Annotated in this window: 16 protein-coding genes and 1 pseudogene; 14 read left to right on the plus strand and 3 right to left on the minus strand. The window is 59.7% G+C overall.

Features of this window, described 5'->3' with window-relative positions:
• Positions 1-26 precede the first annotated feature (26 nt).
• From amt to LCF60_RS12040, 4 genes and pseudogenes are all read left to right on the plus strand, one after another.
• Positions 27-2045: an ammonium transporter gene (amt, locus tag LCF60_RS12025; protein ID WP_292292042.1), complete on the plus strand. Its 2019-nt coding sequence runs from the start codon at positions 27-29 to the stop codon at positions 2043-2045.
• An 839-nt stretch (positions 2046-2884) separates the two neighbouring features.
• Entirely contained in the window at positions 2885-3166 is a 282-nt protein-coding gene (locus LCF60_RS12030) for a hypothetical protein (protein WP_292292043.1), read from the plus strand.
• A gap of 38 nt (positions 3167-3204) precedes the next feature.
• Entirely contained in the window at positions 3205-3684 is a 480-nt protein-coding gene (locus tag LCF60_RS12035; RefSeq protein WP_292292044.1) for a hypothetical protein, read from the plus strand.
• 103 nt (positions 3685-3787) lie between these two features.
• Positions 3788-4117 (plus strand): annotated as a pseudogene (locus tag LCF60_RS12040) (universal stress protein); the annotation flags it as partial.
• Positions 4118-4169: 52 nt separating this feature from the next.
• Here LCF60_RS12040 and LCF60_RS12045 read toward each other — a convergent pair.
• Positions 4170-4328: a hypothetical protein gene (locus LCF60_RS12045; RefSeq protein WP_292292045.1), complete on the minus strand. Its 159-nt coding sequence runs from the start codon at positions 4326-4328 to the stop codon at positions 4170-4172.
• 448 nt (positions 4329-4776) lie between these two features.
• Positions 4777-5808, minus strand: a complete 1032-nt coding sequence (locus LCF60_RS12050; RefSeq protein ID WP_292292087.1) for a sodium:calcium antiporter — start codon at positions 5806-5808, stop codon at positions 4777-4779.
• A gap of 291 nt (positions 5809-6099) precedes the next feature.
• On the opposite strand from LCF60_RS12050, the gene soxC reads away from it, so the two are divergent.
• Together soxC and LCF60_RS12060 are read left to right on the plus strand one after the other, a co-directional pair.
• A complete protein-coding gene (gene soxC, locus LCF60_RS12055) occupies positions 6100-7482 on the plus strand; it encodes a sulfite dehydrogenase (RefSeq protein ID WP_292292046.1) in 1383 nt (460 codons plus the stop codon).
• Positions 7469-8140, plus strand: a complete 672-nt coding sequence (locus tag LCF60_RS12060; RefSeq protein WP_292292047.1) for a cytochrome c — start codon at positions 7469-7471, stop codon at positions 8138-8140. The genes soxC and LCF60_RS12060 overlap by 14 nt, the downstream gene beginning before the upstream one ends.
• 263 nt (positions 8141-8403) lie before the next feature.
• On the opposite strand, the gene LCF60_RS12065 is transcribed toward LCF60_RS12060, so the two are convergent.
• Positions 8404-9153 (minus strand): sulfite exporter TauE/SafE family protein, encoded by a 750-nt coding sequence (locus tag LCF60_RS12065; RefSeq protein ID WP_292292048.1) that lies wholly within the window; start codon positions 9151-9153, stop codon positions 8404-8406.
• Between the two features lie 83 nt (positions 9154-9236).
• Here LCF60_RS12065 and LCF60_RS12070 point away from each other — a divergent pair, with 83 nt between their 5' ends.
• The 8 genes from LCF60_RS12070 (at position 9237) to hydA (ending at position 17926) form a co-directional block, all read left to right on the plus strand.
• Positions 9237-9932 (plus strand): FCD domain-containing protein, encoded by a 696-nt coding sequence (locus LCF60_RS12070; RefSeq protein WP_292292050.1) that lies wholly within the window; start codon positions 9237-9239, stop codon positions 9930-9932.
• Positions 9933-10080: 148 nt separating this feature from the next.
• Positions 10081-11352 carry a cysteine desulfurase-like protein gene (locus LCF60_RS12075; RefSeq protein ID WP_292292052.1) on the plus strand — a complete coding sequence of 424 codons (1272 nt, stop codon included), beginning with the start codon at positions 10081-10083 and terminating at the stop codon, positions 11350-11352.
• A gap of 32 nt (positions 11353-11384) precedes the next feature.
• Entirely contained in the window at positions 11385-12404 is a 1020-nt protein-coding gene (locus LCF60_RS12080) for an amino acid ABC transporter substrate-binding protein (protein WP_292292054.1), read from the plus strand.
• A gap of 81 nt (positions 12405-12485) precedes the next feature.
• Positions 12486-13679 carry an ABC transporter permease subunit gene (locus LCF60_RS12085; RefSeq protein ID WP_292292055.1) on the plus strand — a complete coding sequence of 398 codons (1194 nt, stop codon included), beginning with the start codon at positions 12486-12488 and terminating at the stop codon, positions 13677-13679.
• A gap of 7 nt (positions 13680-13686) precedes the next feature.
• Complete coding sequence (locus tag LCF60_RS12090) at positions 13687-14790, plus strand: amino acid ABC transporter permease (RefSeq protein WP_292292056.1); 1104 nt, start codon at positions 13687-13689, stop codon at positions 14788-14790.
• Positions 14791-14837: 47 nt separating this feature from the next.
• Positions 14838-15584, plus strand: a complete 747-nt coding sequence (locus tag LCF60_RS12095; protein ID WP_292292088.1) for an amino acid ABC transporter ATP-binding protein — start codon at positions 14838-14840, stop codon at positions 15582-15584.
• Positions 15581-16528, plus strand: a complete 948-nt coding sequence (locus LCF60_RS12100; protein WP_292292057.1) for a MurR/RpiR family transcriptional regulator — start codon at positions 15581-15583, stop codon at positions 16526-16528. The genes LCF60_RS12095 and LCF60_RS12100 overlap by 4 nt, the downstream gene beginning before the upstream one ends.
• Positions 16529-16543: 15 nt before the next feature.
• On the plus strand, positions 16544-17926 hold the full coding sequence (gene hydA / locus LCF60_RS12105; protein WP_292292059.1) for a dihydropyrimidinase: 1383 nt from the start codon (positions 16544-16546) through the stop codon (positions 17924-17926).
• Positions 17927-17937: the final 11 nt, after the last annotated feature.

Raw genomic sequence — 17937 nt, forward strand, 5'->3', positions numbered from 1 at the left:
GACCAGTGGATAGCAAGGGGCAGGGATTGTCGACTTCGGACCAGATTTGGGTGCTTGTTTGCTGCGCGCTTGTTTTCCTCATGCAGGTTGGCTTCATGTGCGTAGAGGCCGGCATTACGCGCACTAAAAACAACATCAGCGTCGCCCTCAAGAACATCGCAGACTTCTCGCTGTCGTTCCTGTTGTTCTGGATTGTCGGATATGGACTGATGTTCGGCGCGAGTGGTTGGGGCCTGTTGGGCCTTGGAGGACTTGCCCCCGTCGCGACGGAACCAGAGGCGCTCGTTCACTTCCTCTTCCAGGCTGTTTTCGCCGGCACTGCAGCCACGATCATATCTGGCGCCGTGGCCGAACGATGCAGTTTTCACGGCTATCTGATTCTGACTGCGCTCACGGCGGGTTTCATCTATCCCGTGTTCGGGCACTGGGCCTGGGCCACTGACGCGCAAGGAGAAGCTGCAGGTTGGCTGGCTGCTCTGGGGTTCCGTGACTTCGCGGGCTCGGGCGTGGTGCACGCTGTGGGCGGGTCCGTGGCTCTGGCGGCGGTAATCATCATCGGCCCGCGTGACGGGCGTTTCCTTGAAACAGGCTCTGCACGTCGGTTCAACGGGTCGGACCTGCCAATGACGATGCTTGGCGTTTTCCTGCTCTGGTTGGGGTGGTTCGGCTTCAACAGCGGGAGCGCCTTGGGTTTCGACGAGCGAGTACCCACGATCCTGTTCAATACGTTTGCCGGTGGTTCTGCGGGCGTGCTGGGTGGCATCGCGCTGTCATGGTACGTCACTGGCCGCCCCAATGTCTTCTTCGCCATGAACGGTGGCTTGGGCGGGCTGGTGGCCGTGACTGCGGGGTGCGATGTGCTCAGCCCTTCACAAGCGATCCTGACAGGTGCCGTGGCCAGCGCACTGGTGCTGGCGGGGGATCGTCTGCTCGAGCGGTTCCGGATAGACGACGTCGTCGGCGCCGTGCCGGTGCACATGTTCTGTGGACTTTGGGGTCTTGTTGCGGTCAGCATCTTCGGCACCGGTCTTGCGACGCTTCCCTCGCAGTTGATCGGCGCAGCAGTGCTCTTGCTCTGGGCCTTTGCGGGCAGTTTCGCTGTCATCTGGTTGCTTGACCGCTTGATGCCTTTGCGGGTTTCGCATCACGTCGAGACGATCGGCCTGAACATCGGTGAGCACAACGCCAACACGGATCTGAATGAGCTGTTCGAGGTGATGCAGCGCCAGGCGCGCGACAGAGATCTTTCGATCCGTGTGCCACAATCTCCATTTACGGAAATCGGCCAGATTGGCATCTTCTACAACTCTGTCATGTACGAGCTCGAACGATCGTTCAAGCGAATGGAGCAACAGTCCAATGCGCTGCAAGGCGCCTTGGGACAGCATCAGGCTTTACTTCAGAGCGTGCTGCCGAAGTCAGTTGCAGAGCGCATGAACGATGGAGAGACGCAGATCGTCGACCAGTTCGCGGACGCAACGGTGGTCTTCATCGATTTGGTCGATTTCACGATCCTGTCGGCACAGCAGACACCGCAGGAATCCGTCAACCTGCTGAAGACGCTCTTCGGCGAATATGACAAGGTAATCGAGCGCTTCGGCCTCGAGAAAATCAAGACGATCGGAGATTGTTACATGTTCGTCTCCGGCGTGCCGACTCCCACCCCGGATCACTGCGCCGCAGCCGTCGAAGCCGCTATCGAAATCGAGTTCGCGACACGCCAAGTGTCGCAAACCATCGGCCGAAACTTCAAGGTCAGGATCGGCATTCATAGCGGCCCGCTGATTGCCGGCGTCGTCGGTGATCTCCGCTTCGTCTATGATCTCTGGGGCAGCACCGTCAACACGGCCTCCCGGATCGAGGAGGCGGCAGTTCCGGGCAAGATCACTGTCAGCGAGGCGGTGATTGACCGGGTGGGCCCCGATTTTGTGTATCAGCGGCAAGGGCGCGTGCGGCTCCGCAGCATCGGACCGATGATCCTTTATTCGATCGAGGGGCGGCGGAAGTCGGTTCGTCGCCAAGATGCGAGCGAAGCCGAAGTGTAAAGGGAGTGCAGCTTGGGTGTCATGGCTTGGCTGTCGCCCGGCATGCGGAGGCTTGGATCGAAACGAGCCCGAAATATTTCGGGAGTAGACTGCAGGTCGGTCGGCTCCCAGGCAGGGTAGATGTGACCGGCCCTGTTAGCCGCAATAATTCACGAGCGCCTTTTTTTGGCGCGTGGTGGTTTGTTGGCGTCATTTTCATTTTCAGGAGCGCACGGCTGGTCTTCGCCCTGATTTTGTATCGGGCGTTATTGGTGACCGTGTGCTTTGTGGGTTGGGATTTGTTGTGGTGGGCGGTTTGCGTTGTTCGGCGTCATGTCGGATGTGGTGGGGCAAGCGCGTCGAACAGGAGTCGGATAAGGCTCTGGCGCGGGCATGAGGCAGGCAGCGTCATGATGATCCGGGTTTTCTTCTCGACGATGGTTCGACGCGCCAAGAGACGCGGCCATGGAAGCGATCTGACGCCTTCCACGGCCACCAAGGAGTTCGCGACAGAGAGGACAGCGTGGAACAGAGAAGATACGCCCACAGAGTCTGACGGCCCATTGGCTTATCATAGACCTTGCCGCTAATGAGACCAAGGCTCGTGCGTAACCCCATCAAGGCCCCGGCCCGCGAGCCGATCAACAGGCCGGATACATATGAGCGATTTCCGAAATCGTGCCAAATTCTCGATTGCGAACAGCAGCCGACACATACATGTGGGCCGATTTCGTCGTGAGGATCCCTAGCAGCGGGATCTGGCTTGTCCGGCATTCAGAAAAACACGGGTTGCGGGAATGACCCTTCCTGGGTTTCATGGCCGGGAGGACTGACCAAAGCATCTGCAAAGGAATTTGATCATGAAACGGCTTCTCTTCCTGGCGTTCGCGGCCGCGCTTGTCGCCTGCACTCCGGTGACCGATCAACCGGTCACCTCGACCCCGGGCGGACCGGACACGTGCCTGAGGTCGCAAATCGACACCATGATCGGCGAGCCTGTCTACGATCAGACGATCACCGTGCCGGACGGCGGCATCCGCAGCCTTGCCGAGGGGGCGTCTCCGGACTCGACGAGCAACCCAACACGCCTCAACGTGGTCATCGACGGAGAGGGGCGCATCCTCCGCGCCTTCTGCGGTTGATAGGTGTTCGCGCAGGAATTGGACTGCTCCGTGCCGGCGTGCTGCTAGCGGGCCTGGCGGCCCCGGGTGCAGCGGGCAGTTTCGACATCATGGGCACGGTCACGGTGACTGCGGACGACAGCCGGCTGACGCTGTGGGTGCCTTTCGACGGCGAGGAGCAGGAACCCTACGCCACCCGTATGGCAGCAGGTGTGATGACCATCTACACCATCGACGCCTTCTCCGGCACGCCAGGGGAAAGCCTCGGAACCCCGCGCCTGTCGCTGTCCCTTACCATCGCCGGCGGCACGGTGCGGGCGGGCGATCTGACCTATTTTTCCGGTCCCAATGCGGCGGTCTTCGGAGCCGGGGAGGGCATCGGAATGCTGTCCTTCGGCAGGGTGACGGTCGAGGGCGCGACGCTGTCCTTCGAATTCGTGGCGCAGGGGCAAGAACTTGACCGCACGGACTTCGACGCCGCCGAGGGCGGATCCCGCATCACCCTAAGCGGTGATGTGCGCGTGACATTTCAGGACTGACAAGGCCGGGATCTCTCCCGGGAAAGGCACGACATATTTGATCCTCTGCCCGGTAAATCTGCGACATGTCAAACTGGAGCAACGTGCATAACAAGAAGCCGCTGCGATGGCGCAACGACGCAACACAAAGCTTCTCGTCGCAACAGTTGCACCAGAGATGGAGCGTAATCTGAACATACGAGACTCCGAAGCATATTGGGCCGACCAACTGAACAAGTTTGTGTCAGAGAACCCGGCAGCCGGCGTCGAAGTGGAGACGGTCGTGCGCAAGGGGGCGGTGCATCGTCAGATCGTCAAGCTGGCAGACGAGCGCAAGGTCGACCTGATCGTCATGGAAACGGCCAACTCGAAAATTTCGGACTACCCGCTGGGAACCACGGCAAGCCATGTGGTGAACAACGCCGAGTGCTCGGTGTATATCGTGCGCGGGTAACGGGTTGTTGCAGCGACAAGACGCTGCGAAGTCGAGATTTCCGCCCGAGGATTCATTTACGCAGACTCTCACGGCGCTTCCAGTCGACCACCTTCCGCATGCGTTCGGATCGCCGGTTTTCAATCTTTTGCTTCGTCAGGTTCAGCCAACGATCTGAAACATAGACGAGCTGACTGACGAAAAGCAGGGTCTGAGCGAGCGACAATGTCATTCCACGTCCTTTCGAAATCCATCGGTTGTTCTTTGGGGTGGCCCCTTAATCGATGCGTCTTTTCTGGTCCGAAACATTGTCATAATTATGGCGCGGCGGCTCGAAGCAATCGCACAGATCACACAAAACACCCGTGTTCTCTTGTCGAAATTGCGTAGGCATATAACCTCCGACACTCTCAAGACACTTCGGATTCGCAAATGATCCTTCGTGGCGCACGGAAGCAGCGTTGCCTTCCAGCACCTGTTCGGGTCACATCACAAAGGTAAACAGGATTGACAAAGGTAAACAGGATTGACCGATCGCCAATCCTGCCGCTTGGGTCTCATCTCGATACGCTCCGCTTAGTTTTCATCTCAGTGGATCTCGTTGGGATTGAGGTCGTGATTATTTCGCGTCTCGATGACTGGCACCGGGTTTGGTCCTCTGGAATCCGCTGGCCGCGGAACTACAGGAAGATCAGCACAACCGAGCCAGCGTAGAGAAGAAGCACGATGGCGCTCTCGAAACCGATGTTGCCTGGCCCTGACTTCTGTCGCCGGATCATCCCCAAGAGGAGAACGGCGGTCATCAGCATGGCGATCAGACCAGTGGAGCGATCCTGTTCTGTCATGGCTGCATAGATCGATCCGTCGTAGAACATGTCCGCGGCGCTCAGGAACATCACTTCGAACGCGTTGCCTCCGATGACGTCCCCCACGGCCAGGCTGACGGCACCGATGCGCACTGCGGCAATGGCCGTTACGAGCTCCGGGAGAGAGTTGGCGATGGCAGCGAAGATCGTGCCCATGGCGGTTTCCGAGAGCGCTGTTGTCTCGACGATTCCGATGCTCGCCGCGCCGATCACGTAGCCAGACGCGGCCGTAATCCCGGCATAGAGCAGAAATCGGATCCAGAGAGACCGGTCCGAAGCGGCATCCGCTCCGATTTCGGGTTCGGAGATTTCCTCGCGTGTTTCGTCAGTTTGAACGGGCTTCCACATCGGGTCATCCTGAATTCTGGAGAGCAGCCACAGGCCGAAGCCATAGGAGACTGGAACCAGGATCGAAACCGGATGAATGCCCCACGCCGTCACGGGCGGCTCGGCAGCGGCGATCAGGGGCATCGCAAGCAGCGCCATCAGAAGAACACCTTGCGCGAGGCCAACCGCGCTGGCGGCCGCGTGCTCAAGATTGGCGCGCCGATAGAAAATGTCGGCAACAGCGATAAAGGCGGTCTGAGCCGTCAATCCCCCGAGCGCATTCCCTATCGCCAGCCCGGCCGCGCCCTGTGCCCCCGTTGTCATCGAGGTGATCGCGCCGGGCAGCGAGGTTGCTGCACCCACGAAAAGGGCGCCGGCCACGACCTCTCCCATTCCGGTGCGGACCGCGAGCTTGTCTGCCACGCCGGAGAGCTTTGTTCCGGCGAACGTAATCGCGGCTGCGCTGGCCACGAACAGGACAACGCTGGTCCAAAGCGAAAGATCAGCGACAAAAGGCACATCATCTCCAGGTTGGTTCAAGAGCTTGTCATGCGGGCTTTCCAATGGTGTCAGAAGAAACCTGCAGGCCAACAGATAGCCTCCGAGGATGGTTGCAACAGCGGTGATGATTTCATCCGTGCCTGTCTCTCATGCCCGCCTCACCCGCGGCGCGACAGGAACAGAACGCTTTGGCCCCCCTCCTTACTCACGCGTCCGGGAACGCTTCGCCTCGCCAGCTGTTGACGTATGGGAAGGTCCAAAAGCCGTGACACTCCCCATGCTCGAAACAACTGACAGGGAGGGATACCAATGGCCAAGAATGAACGGTTCTCGGATCCACGCTACGGTCCGGCGGAGCGGCAGATGGCGGAAAGTCTGGTCGAGATCGAAAGACAGATGCTCGAAGAGGAGGCTGGAGAGGAATGCGACTGCAAGGACGGGATGTTTCCGGGCCTGACGCGTCGCAATCTGCTGGCCGGGGGAGCGGCGCTTGGCGGGTCCTTGCTTACAGCGGGTCAAGGCCGTGCCGATGCTCCGCCAGGAGCCGTTGAATACCGCGTTCAACCCGAGCCGACGAAAGAGCAAGGTCGCACGATCCTGGATGATGGCGGCTATGGCTCGCGCTCGCAGTTCGAGAGCGAGGTGCGCTGGCGCTACCCCACGGCCAGTCTCGATTCCAGCTGGTCGATGACACCGCTGGCCTCGGGCCATGGCATCATCACCCCGTCCGGGCTGCATTTCGAGCGTCACCATGCCGGCATTCCGGCAATCGATCCGCGGACACATAGCCTGACCCTGCACGGCATGGTCGATCAGCCGATGCGCTTCACGATGGACGACCTGCAACGGTTGCCGGCGGTCAGTCGCATGCACTTCATCGAATGCTCGGGCAACACCCTGACCGAATGGACCGAGCCGACGTTGAAGACCGTGCAGGGCACGCACGGTCTGACCTCGACATCCGAATGGACCGGAGTGCCCTTGTCCACCGTGCTCCGGATGGCCGGCCTTCAGGACGGCGCTGCATGGATCCTTGCCGAAGGAGCCGACGCCGCTGTCATGACCCGGTCCGTGCCGATCGACAAGGCCATGGATGACGCCATCCTGGCCTATGCCCAGAACGGCGAGGCGCTCCGGCCGGAACAGGGCTATCCGCTAAGGTTGCTGCTGCCGGGCTTCGAAGGCAATACGCATATCAAGTGGCTGCGTCGGCTCGAAGTCAGCGACAAGCCATTCATGACACGGGAGGAAACATCGAAATACACCGACCTCATGCCGGACGGCACGGCGCGCCAGTTCACCATGGAGATGGACGCGAAATCGGTCATCACCTTCCCCTCCGGCGCCATGCGGCTGCCACGACCGGGATATTACGAGATCACCGGCATCGCCTGGTCGGGCCGCGGCAAGGTCGAGACGGTCGAAGTCTCCACCGATGGCGGCGAGACATGGGAGCAGGCTGCGCTGGAAGAACCGGTGCTGTCGAAATGCCATACGCGCTTTCGATTGCCCTGGGTGTGGGATGGCGAGGAAGCGGTGCTGCAAAGCCGCGTCACCGACGAGACCGGGTATGTCCAACCGACGCTTGAGGAACTGGTCAACGTGCGGGGCACCAATTCGGTCTACCACCTGAATGCGATCCAGAATTGGCACATCGCGCCAAACGGGGAGGTCACCAATGTTCACGCGTGAATTCTGCATCATCCTGTCAGCGGCCCTCGTCGCCGGTCATTCCTCCGCACAGCAGAGCGATACCGAAGAGGTCCCCAGAACCAGTGCCGAGGTGCCCGAACGGCTGCCCGAGACCGGTGAGAGGGCTCCGGAGTCTCCGCCACAGTCCAGCGCGCAAACCATCGAGAACATCGACGCGGACGCCTTCGTCTTCGGCGTGGGCCAGCCCGCCACACCCGAAGAGATCGCGGCAATCGACATCGACGTGATGCCCGATGGAACAGGCCTGCCCGAGGGCAGCGGCACATTTGCCGAGGGCGAACAGCTCTACCAGGAGTATTGCGCGGCCTGTCATGCCGAGGATCTTGGCGGCATCAGCGATCTGGGTGCCGCACGGCTCATCGGTGGGCGCGGCACGCTGGACAGCGACAGCCCGGTCAAGACCGTGGAAAGCTATTGGCCTTACGCGAGCACCTTGTTCGACTATGTCCATCGCGCCATGCCGATGGATGCACCAGGATCGCTGGACGCGGACGAGATCTACGCAATCAACGCCTACATCCTTGGACGTGCCGGAATCCTCGACGAAGATACCGAGTTGAACGCAGAGACCTACAGCGAGATCGTGATGCCGAATGTTGACGGGTTTGTTCCCGATCCGAGACCCGATACGCAATGAGCTGGTGCCGTATTGCGCACGGGCCGATGCTTTCCGTGCATCGGCCCGTGCGCGCTCGACATCAGTATGCAATTTCCACACCGTGCGTGGGAAACGTGTCAAAGGATTCCACTTTCGTTAATCTTTGGCCATACTGGCTGAGACTCGTTGTGGCTGCGATCTGCAGATCGTGACGACATTGGTAGCAGAAGCACGGGCATCGAATCCCTGGGCTCTCCTGGTGCGTCTGGGCTCGATGCTTGACTCAGTCTTGGCAGAGCGTTTCAGACCGCGAAGAACACTGCGGTCATGATCGCGCCGATCGCGATGATCACGCCACGCAGGAAACCCGTATGCCGGATGCGCCGCGTATAGCGGGCCCCCAGGTAGCCGCCGAGTGTAGTGGCGACAGCCATGACGATGGCAGAGTCCCAGGCGATCAGACCGGCCGAAGAATAGGTCACGACGGAAACCACCGACAACAGCGCCGCCAGCACGTTCTTCAACCCGTTCATGCCGTGCAGGTTCTCGAACCCGATCAGCCCGAAGGCGGCCAGCAGCATGATGCCAAGCCCACCGTTGAAATACCCGCCATAGGTTGCGACGACACCGATTGCCACTGCCGACAGCCCCGGTCCGGCTGGCCCGATGTTTCGGCTGCGCACCGCTCTGATCATGCCGGGACCAAGAGCGAACAGCGCCGTCGCGCCAAGCAACAGCCAAGGCACGATCCCCACGAACGCGTCGCCTGGCGTAATCAGAAGCAGCCCGGCACCGACAAGCCCGCCCAACGCGGTCACGGCGAGAATTGCGCTCAAACGCAGCGTCCCTTCGGCGCGCAGGTCGTGACGATAGGCCCAGGCACTGGCGACATATCCCGGCAGCGCCGTCAGGGTTGCGGTGGCATTCGACATGATCGGCGGCACTCCGACCCAGATCAGTGCCGGAAAGCTGATCAGCGTGCCGCCACCGGCCAGGGCATTGATGCTTCCCGCCAGAAGACCGGCAAGAAAGAGGATGGAAAACGAGATCATGTCGACACTCCTGTTGGACAAGAGGTGTCTCTGCCGTAAGAGTGCATTGGTCTGCAAATTGGTCTGGAAAGGATTGGAACGCCATGCGCATCGGAAAAGTCGAAGCCTTGGCGCGACTGCGTGCCCTGATCGAAACAGACGCCCCGGCCGTTGGCGACAGGCTGCCTGCGGAACGCCGATTGACAACCGCCATCGGATGCAGCCGCGAGACCTTGCGCGCAGCACTCGATCTCCTGGAAGCCGAGGGGGAGATCTGGCGTCACGTCGGTCAAGGCACGTTTCGTGGTCGGCGCCCTCCTGGTCAGCCGGTGAGGGATCGGATCCTCATCGAGGCGACAACGCCACTCGATCTGATGGACGCACGACGCATGCTCGAACCATCCGTCGCAGCAGCGGCAGCACTGCGCCGAACCGATCCGGATGTGGCGCTGCTCTATTCAAAGGTCGAGCAGGGTCGGATGGCCCGGGATCGCGCGGCTTGTGAACGCGCCGATGACGCGTTCCATCAGTCCATCGCGCAAGTGGCGCGCAATCCAGTTCTGGTCGCGCTTTTGCGCCATTTCTCCAGCACGCGGTGCCGTGCCGTATGGCAGCGCGAATGGGACCGCACGTATCGCCGCGTCGGGGTGACCGAGTTCACGCAGGTCCATTCCGGGCATCACCGTGACATCGTGGACGCCATTGCCGCCGGTGATGACGGGGCTGCGCAACAGGCGATGGCCCGTCATCTTGATGCGGTCAGCACAGCCATGGGCGCGCCGGACGACGTGCATCGTTGAGAGCTGGAGAAGAGGAACGTCCCGGGCTCATGTCGGCACCTCGTGATCGATCCTTGAAAGGAACCAGGCCGACAACCCCCCAAAGAGCTCCCAAAGGCCTGAATAAAAAGTTTCATTTCATCTTTACATAACTGAAAAATATGTTTCAATGAACGCATCGAAAGGATTCACCGTACACATGACCCAGATCGACATCGCCTATGTGCGCAAACAGTTCCCCGCAATCAGCGACGAAACCGCTCTCCTCGATAATGCCGGCGGATCACAGGTGGCAAAGCCGGTTGCAGACCGCATGACCGACTTCATGTTCACGACAAACGTCCAGCTTGGAGCAACTTATGCAACCTCTGTTGCGGCTTCGCAAAAGGTCGCCGAGGGACGCGCTGCTCTGGCCACCTTGCTGAATGCAGATCGTCCAGAAGAAGTGGTGATGGGAGCAACGGCGACCCAGCTTTTTGATCAGCTTGCGCGCGCCCTCGTTCAGAAATGGGCGCCCGGCGACGAGGTGATCGTCACAAACTTCGATCACGAGGCCAATATCGGCCCATGGCAGCGCCTTTCGGAACAGGGGATCGTCGTGAAGACGTGGGAGTTGCCCGAAGGCAGCCATCGGCCCGGGCCAGAGAGCCTTGCGCCGCTTCTCGGGCCGAAGACGAAGTTGGTCGCAATGACACATTGCTCCAATATCTTCGGCAGCATCAACGACGTGCGCGCCATTGCCGATCTGGTCCATCAACACGATGCCATGCTCTGTGTAGATGGTGTTGCCTTTGCCCCGCACCGTGCCGTTGACGTAAAGGCGCTGGATGCTGATTTTTATGGGTTCTCGGTCTACAAGACTTATGGGCCACACCACGCCGTGCTCTACGGCAAATACGACCTGCTCCGAAATCACGCGGGCAACATCAACCACTATTTCTATGGCGAGGACAAGGTTCCGGGAAAGCTCGAGCCTGGCAATCCCAACTATGAATTGGCATATTCATGCTGTGGCGTGATCGACTATCTTGAAGGTTTCGCGGCAGCCCACGGCATCAACGAAACCGGACGCGCTGCGGTAGAGGCGGCCTTCGAGATCATGGCCGATCACGAAGCGGCGTTGGCGGAACGTCTTCTTTCTTATCTACGTGGTCGGGACGACGTGACGATCGTCGGGGATCCCGCCTCGGATAAAGAGACCCGTGTGCCCACGATTTCCTTCGTTATCGCAGGGATGAAGTCTCGCGACGTGGTCGAGGCGGTCGATCCGTCCGGCATCGGCATTCGCTTCGGCGATTTTCATTCCAAGCGCCTCGTGCAGGCGCTGGATCTGGGTGACCCGGACGGCGTCATCCGCGTCTCTGCGGTGCATTACAACACCCTGGACGAAATCGACCGGCTCATCGAGCAATTCGAAGGCCTGCGCAGACGGGCTGGCTAAATAATCCACCAACCTCCAACAAGGACAATCCCATGAAAATCTACCCCATTCTTACCACGGCTGCCGCCCTTGCGGTTGCCGCAGGCGGTGCTGTGTCGGCCCAGACGCTCGAAGAAGTGCGTGAACGCGGCCATTTGAACTGTGGCGTGTCCCCCGGGGTCACCGGATTCTCGAATCCCGATGACGAGGGCAACTGGTCCGGCTTCGACGTCGAGGTCTGCCGGGCCGTCGCGGCAGCGGTGCTCGAGGACGCGGACGCAGTGCGCTACACGCCGCTCTCGAACACGGAACGTTTCACCGCGCTGCAGTCAGGCGAGATCGACATGCTTTCGCGGACCACGACCCGGACGCTGAACCGCGACACAGCCCTGGGCCTGAACTTTGCTCCTGTCATGTTCTATGACGGTCAAGGGTTCATGGTGCGTCAAGACATGGGCGTTTCCAGCGTCTTGGAACTGGACGGCGCCACGGTCTGCACTTCGGCGGGCTCCACAACGGAGCTGAACCTTGCGGATTACTTCGAAGCAAACGGCATGAGCTATGAGCCGGTGCGTTTTGACCGCGCGGACGAGGTGCTGGCCGCCTATGATGCGGGGCGCTGCGACGTCTACACGTCCGACCGCTCCGGGCTTGCCGCGCGACGCCTTGTGATGACCAACCCGGCAGAACATGTCATGCTTCCGGAGACGATCTCCAAAGAGCCGCTCGCGCCGGCGGTGCGTCACGGCGATGATCAGTGGTTCGATATCGTGACATGGACGGTATATGCCCTGATCGAGGCCGAGGAATACGGCGTGACTCAAGGCAATGTCGACGAGATGGCAAATTCAGAGAACCCCAATATCGCGCGGATGCTCGGGGCCGAAGGGTCGCCGGTCGGCGAATGGATCGGTCTGGACAACAAATGGGTTCACCGGGCAATCGCCGCGGTCGGCAACTACGGAGAGATTTTCGAGCGCCATGTCGGGCCGAACACGCCTCTGGAAATCGAACGTGGGATGAACGCGCTGCACACCAATGGCGGGCTTCAGTACGCCATGCCCTTCAAGTGATCTGAACCACGCCTCCGCCGTCTTTGGCGGCGGAGGCGCATCTTCTTCCTCTAGCAAACCTTCCGACAAAGGATTTTACCCGTGCCTGTTTCGCGCGATCTTGGCCCGATGGCCGCACCAAAACCGGCTTTCTGGACGCGGTCGCGAATCCGGTCCGTGCTGGTCCAGTTCGGTTTCGTGGTTCTGCTTGTCCTGCTCATCCAGTTCCTGCTGGCCAATACGATGCAGAACTTGGCGAGGCAGGGAATTGCGTCGGGCTTCGGGTTTCTCGAAAACCGCGCAGGCTTCGACATCGCCATCGCCTTTCTCGATTTCGACCGCAATGGCACCTATCTGGACGCCTTCTGGACCGCCATCGTCAACACGCTTGTTCTGGCCACTCTTGGAATCGCACTGGCGACTCTGCTGGGGTTCATGATCGGTTTGGCGCGGGTTTCGCCGAACTGGCTGATCTCGCGGCTGGCTGCTGTATATATCGAGACGTTCCGCAATATCCCGCTGCTTTTGCAGCTGTTCTTCTGGTATTTCGCCATTCTCAGGCCGCTGCCCGGCCCGCGCCAGAGCTTTGACGTCGCCGGCACGGTTTTCCTGAGCAACCGTGGCCTCTACATGCCGAAACCATTGCTGGATTCCGGGGCCCAGCTTGCCCTTCTCGCCCTTGTGGTGGGTCTGATCTTCGCTCTCTTCATGGCGCGTTCTGCCCGTCGACACCGGGCTGCGACCGGAAACTCCGTCGCGGTCGCGCATTGGTGGCTCATCGGGCTGGTCGGGTTACCCGTTTTAACCTGGTTTGCCACGGGTGCTTCGGTCGAAATGTCCATCCCGTCGCTGCAAGGCTTCAACTTCCGTGGCGGTATGGTGATCCTGCCGGAAATGCTGGCAGCCCTGCTTGGTCTGTCGATCTACATCGCTGCTGCTGTTGGAGAAATCGTACGGTCCGGCATCCAGGGGATCGACCACGGCCAGACCGAGGCGGCGCAGGCCATGGGGCACACTCGCGGACAGATCATGCGATATGTCGTCATTCCCCAAGCCATGCGCATCATCATTCCGCCGTTGACGACGCAGTATCAATCCCTGGCCAAGAACACCTCTCTCGCCTCGGCGATTGCGTTCCCCGAGATCATTTCGATCATTGCGGGCACGACGCTGACGCAGACCGGGCAGGCGATGGAGACGATCGCGCTTGCGATGCTGTTTTATCTGACGGTGAGCCTTTTCATCGCGGCCGTGATGAATTTCTTCAACTGGCGCGTGATGCGGCGGTCATTCTGAGGCAACCATGACAGACACTCTTACTCCTCCTCCGCTCAAAGCGCCGTCTACGGTGATCGGGCCGCTCGACTGGATCCGCAAGAACCTGTTTCCGGATTGGCGCCAAGGGTTGCTGACCATCGTCGTGCTGTGGCTGCTTGTCCGAACGGTGCCACCGCTGATCGACTGGCTGTTTCTCGACGCGGCCTGGGCAGGTGACCGCGACGATTGCGTTGCGGCAAGTGGCGCCTGTTGGGCCTTCGTCAATGCGCGCTGGGGTCAGTTCATCTACGGGTTTTACCCAGTCGAGCACCGCTGGCGGGTCGATCTGTCCATGCTGACGTTGGTCGCCTCGATTGCCGTGCTTTTCCTGCCGCGCGTTGCGCACAAAGGCTGGATCATCACGGGAAGCTTCGTCGCGCTTCCGGTGATTTGCTTTGCACTGTTGCACGGTGGTCCGATCGGGCTTGAGATTGTTCCCACCGATCGCTGGGGTGGCTTCATGCTGACGCTGGTCGTGGCGGTTGCCGGCATGCTGGGAGCCTTGCCCATCGGTATCCTGCTGGCCTTGGGGCGCCGGTCGCAGATGCCTGCCATCCGCATTTTTTGTGTCACCTTCATCGAGCTATTTCGAGCGGTGCCCCTGATCACGGTTCTCTTCATGGCGTCGGTGATGCTGCCGCTGTTCATGCCGCAGGGGTTCAGCATGGACAAGCTCCTTCGCGCCCTGATTGGCGTTGCCCTGTTTAACGGGGCGCTCATGGCGGAAGTGGTGCGGGGCGGTCTTCAGGCGATCCCCAAGGGTCAGTTCGAAGCGGCAACGGCCTCGGGAATGGGATACTGGAAGATGATGATCTTCGTTGTCCTGCCACAGGCACTTCGCACTGTGATCCCCGGCCTTGTGAACACCTATGTGGCGATCATCAAGGACACGACACTGGTTCTGATCATCGGGCTTTTCGACCTTCTGGGCATCGTTCAGGCCGGCATCGCATCGAGCGACTGGCTCGCGCCATCGGTCACGACCTCAGGCTATGTCTTTGCGGGTTTCGGCTTCTGGGCGCTTTGCTTCAGCCTCTCGCGATACTCGATGTACCTGGAAGGCAAGCTGAACACAGGGCGCCAGCGATGACACGACACAGCCATGACTTTCAAAACAATCTGAACGGAACAGAGATCATGCAGGACGCAGAAGACATCATCCGTATCGATGAACTCAACAAATGGTATGGAGAGTTTCACGTCCTTCAGGACATCAACCTGACTGTCAAACCAGGTGAGAAAATCGTGATTTGCGGACCCTCGGGGTCAGGCAAGTCGACGCTCATCCGGTGTATAAACCAGCTTGAAACGCACCAGATGGGTGTCATCAGGATCGACGGTCAGGAAATCCATGCCGACATGAAGAACATCGAGGCTTTGCGGGCAAAGGTCGGAATGGTGTTTCAGAACTTCAACCTTTATCCGCATCTCAGCGTTCTGGAAAATCTGACACTTGCGCAAATCTGGGTGCATCGGGTGCCCCGTAGGGAAGCGGAGGAACGGGCCCGGCATTATCTTGCCCGGGTGCACATTCCCGACCAGGCGGAAAAGTTCCCCGGTCAGCTTTCGGGTGGTCAGCAGCAGCGCGTCGCAATCGCGCGCGCCCTGTGCACAAAGCCGCAGATAATGCTTTTCGACGAACCGACATCTGCGCTTGATCCGGAAATGATCAAGGAAGTTCTGGATGTCATGATCGAGCTCGCGCAGGAAGGCATGACCATGGTCTGCGTGACGCATGAGATGGGTTTTGCCCGTAAGGTTGCCAACCGGGTCGTCTTCATGGATGGAGGTCGAATTGTCGAAGAGGCTGAACCGGAGGAGTTCTTTCAGAATCCGCAGACGGACCGCGGTCGTCTTTTCTTGTCGCAAGTCCTTGAGCATTGATCCATGAACCGCGGGATATCGCATTTTCAAAACACAAATTCAGAGCTCGGGTTATGACAGAAACACCGACGAAGTCCGACATGGTTGCCAAACCCAAGACAATGGAAGAATTCCGCGAGCGCCTTGTCGGCGAACGTCATCTGTTCACCAGCCGAATGCTTGATGCCGGCGCTTGGGTTCTCGAGAATCAGCGTGTGGTCGCTCTCGAAACGCTGTCGGTGATGGCGAAGAAATCGCAACTGAACCCGTCGATCTTTGTCCGGCTTGCAAAGGCCATGGGTTTTGACGGCTTTACGGAAATGCAGAAGATCTTCCGGGCGCCACTGCACAATGCGTATCCTGAATCTTTGTCCGAGCGTATTTCGCACAGCCAGGGCGACGAACTGGTCCAGGATCCCTCCGATCTCGCTGCGGTGGGTCAATCCTTCTGTCGCGCGAACACGGCGTCACTGGCGCATCTGGGAAGCCGACTGGCCGAATTGCCCCTGTCCGAAGCGGCAACGCTGATCCTCGAGTCGCGAACGGTTCACGTGATCGGACTTGACCGCTCTTTTCCAGTGGCTTCCTATTTGTCTTATGCGTTGCGGCGTGCAGGCTGCCAGGCAATCCAGATCAGTGGCACCGGAAGCACGCCCGAAGATCAGATCAAGGTCATGCAACCTGGTGATCTTTTGATTTCCATCAGCTTTCCTCCCTATGCGCGCTCGACGATCGACGCCACACATCAGGCGCTTGCGGCCGGATTACCGGTGCTGGCAATTACTGACACCCCGATAAGTCCGATCACCCAGGATGCTGTCGTGGTCCTGACAGTGGATGACGCGGAACTGCACGGATTCCGTTCACTGACCGCCGTCATGAGCCTTGTCCAAACACTGGCCATCGGCCTGGCTTACCGGCGCAGCGGCACCGGAGAGCTTGACCTCGATCTGATCAACGCCTGAGGAGGCGCACTTACTATGCTCTATGACCTCGTGATTTCCAACGGGACCGTTGCCACCGCATCGGATGTGTTTAACGCGGATATTGGTGTTCACGAGGGCAAGATCGCCCAGATCGGTGGTCCGATGGAGGGCAAGCAGGTGATCGATGCTTCGGGGCGCTATGTCCTGCCCGGTGGCATCGACAGTCACGTCCACATTTCCCAGCCGTCCGGTCCGGGTATCGAGATGGCGGATGATTTCGACACCGCCACGAGGTCGGCTGCCTTTGGTGGCAACACGATGGTCATGCCGTTCTGCTTGCAGGAGAGAGGCCAATCCCTGACCGGAGCATTTCGGGACTATGTGGCTCAGTCTGAGGGCAAGAGCCACGTGGACATCGGTTTTCACTTGATCGTCACCGATCCGACGCCAAACGTCCTCGGCCAGGAGCTTCCTGCTCTGATCGAAGAGGGGCACACCTCGGTCAAGGTCTTCATGACCTACGAGGCCTTGCGTATGGACGATGCGGAAATTCTTGCCACGATGGATGTCGCCCGTCGGCACGGAGCAAAGGTTCTCGTGCATTGCGAGAACGAAGACGTGATCGCGTTTCTCGCGCAGCGGGCGGAAGAGGCTGGAGATGTGGCTCCACGTGCCCATGCCAAAACGCGACCGATCGCGGCCGAACGCGAAGCCACTCATCGCGCGCTGACACTGGCAGAAGTTGTCGATGTTCCGATCGTGATCGTTCACGTGTCAAACGGTGCTGCGATGGACGAGATAGCGCGGGCGCGCACGCGGGGCGTCGACATCACCGCCGAGACATGTCCGCAATACCTCATGCTCGAGGCAGAGGACCTTTCGCGTCAAAACTGGGAAGGTGCCAAATTCGTCTGCTCGCCGCCTCCGCGCGACCGCACCGAGCAGGAAAACTGCTGGCGCGGGCTTCAATCCGGCCTGTTCGAACTCTTTTCGTCGGATCATTGCCCCTTTCGGTACGCCGACGACAAGGGCAAGCGGAACGCGGACGGTTTGCGCAGCTTTCGCCATATCCCGAACGGCATTCCCGGAGTCGAGACACGTCTGCCGATCCTGTTTTCGGAAGGGGTCATGAAGGGTCGAATTGATTTGTCGCGCTTCGTGGCGCTGACCTCGACCAACCATGCCAAGACCTATGGGCTTTACCCGCAAAAAGGTACGATCGCTATTGGTAGCGATGCCGATATAGCAATCTGGAATCCCGAGACCCATCGCGTCGTCCGGCACGCAGATCTGCACGACGGATCTGATTACACGCCGTATGAGGGGCTCGAGGTTCAAGGATGGCCAGAGATGGTTCTGTTGCGGGGAACCACTGTGATCGACAAGGGCACAATGACGGCAAAAAGCCATGGAACCGTGGTCGCGCGTCGCGGTTGACGGTGACCTGC

Origin of the sequence: Marivita sp., from assembly GCF_020055635.1 — a bacterium.
Classification (GTDB): Bacteria; Pseudomonadota; Alphaproteobacteria; order Rhodobacterales; family Rhodobacteraceae; genus Marivita.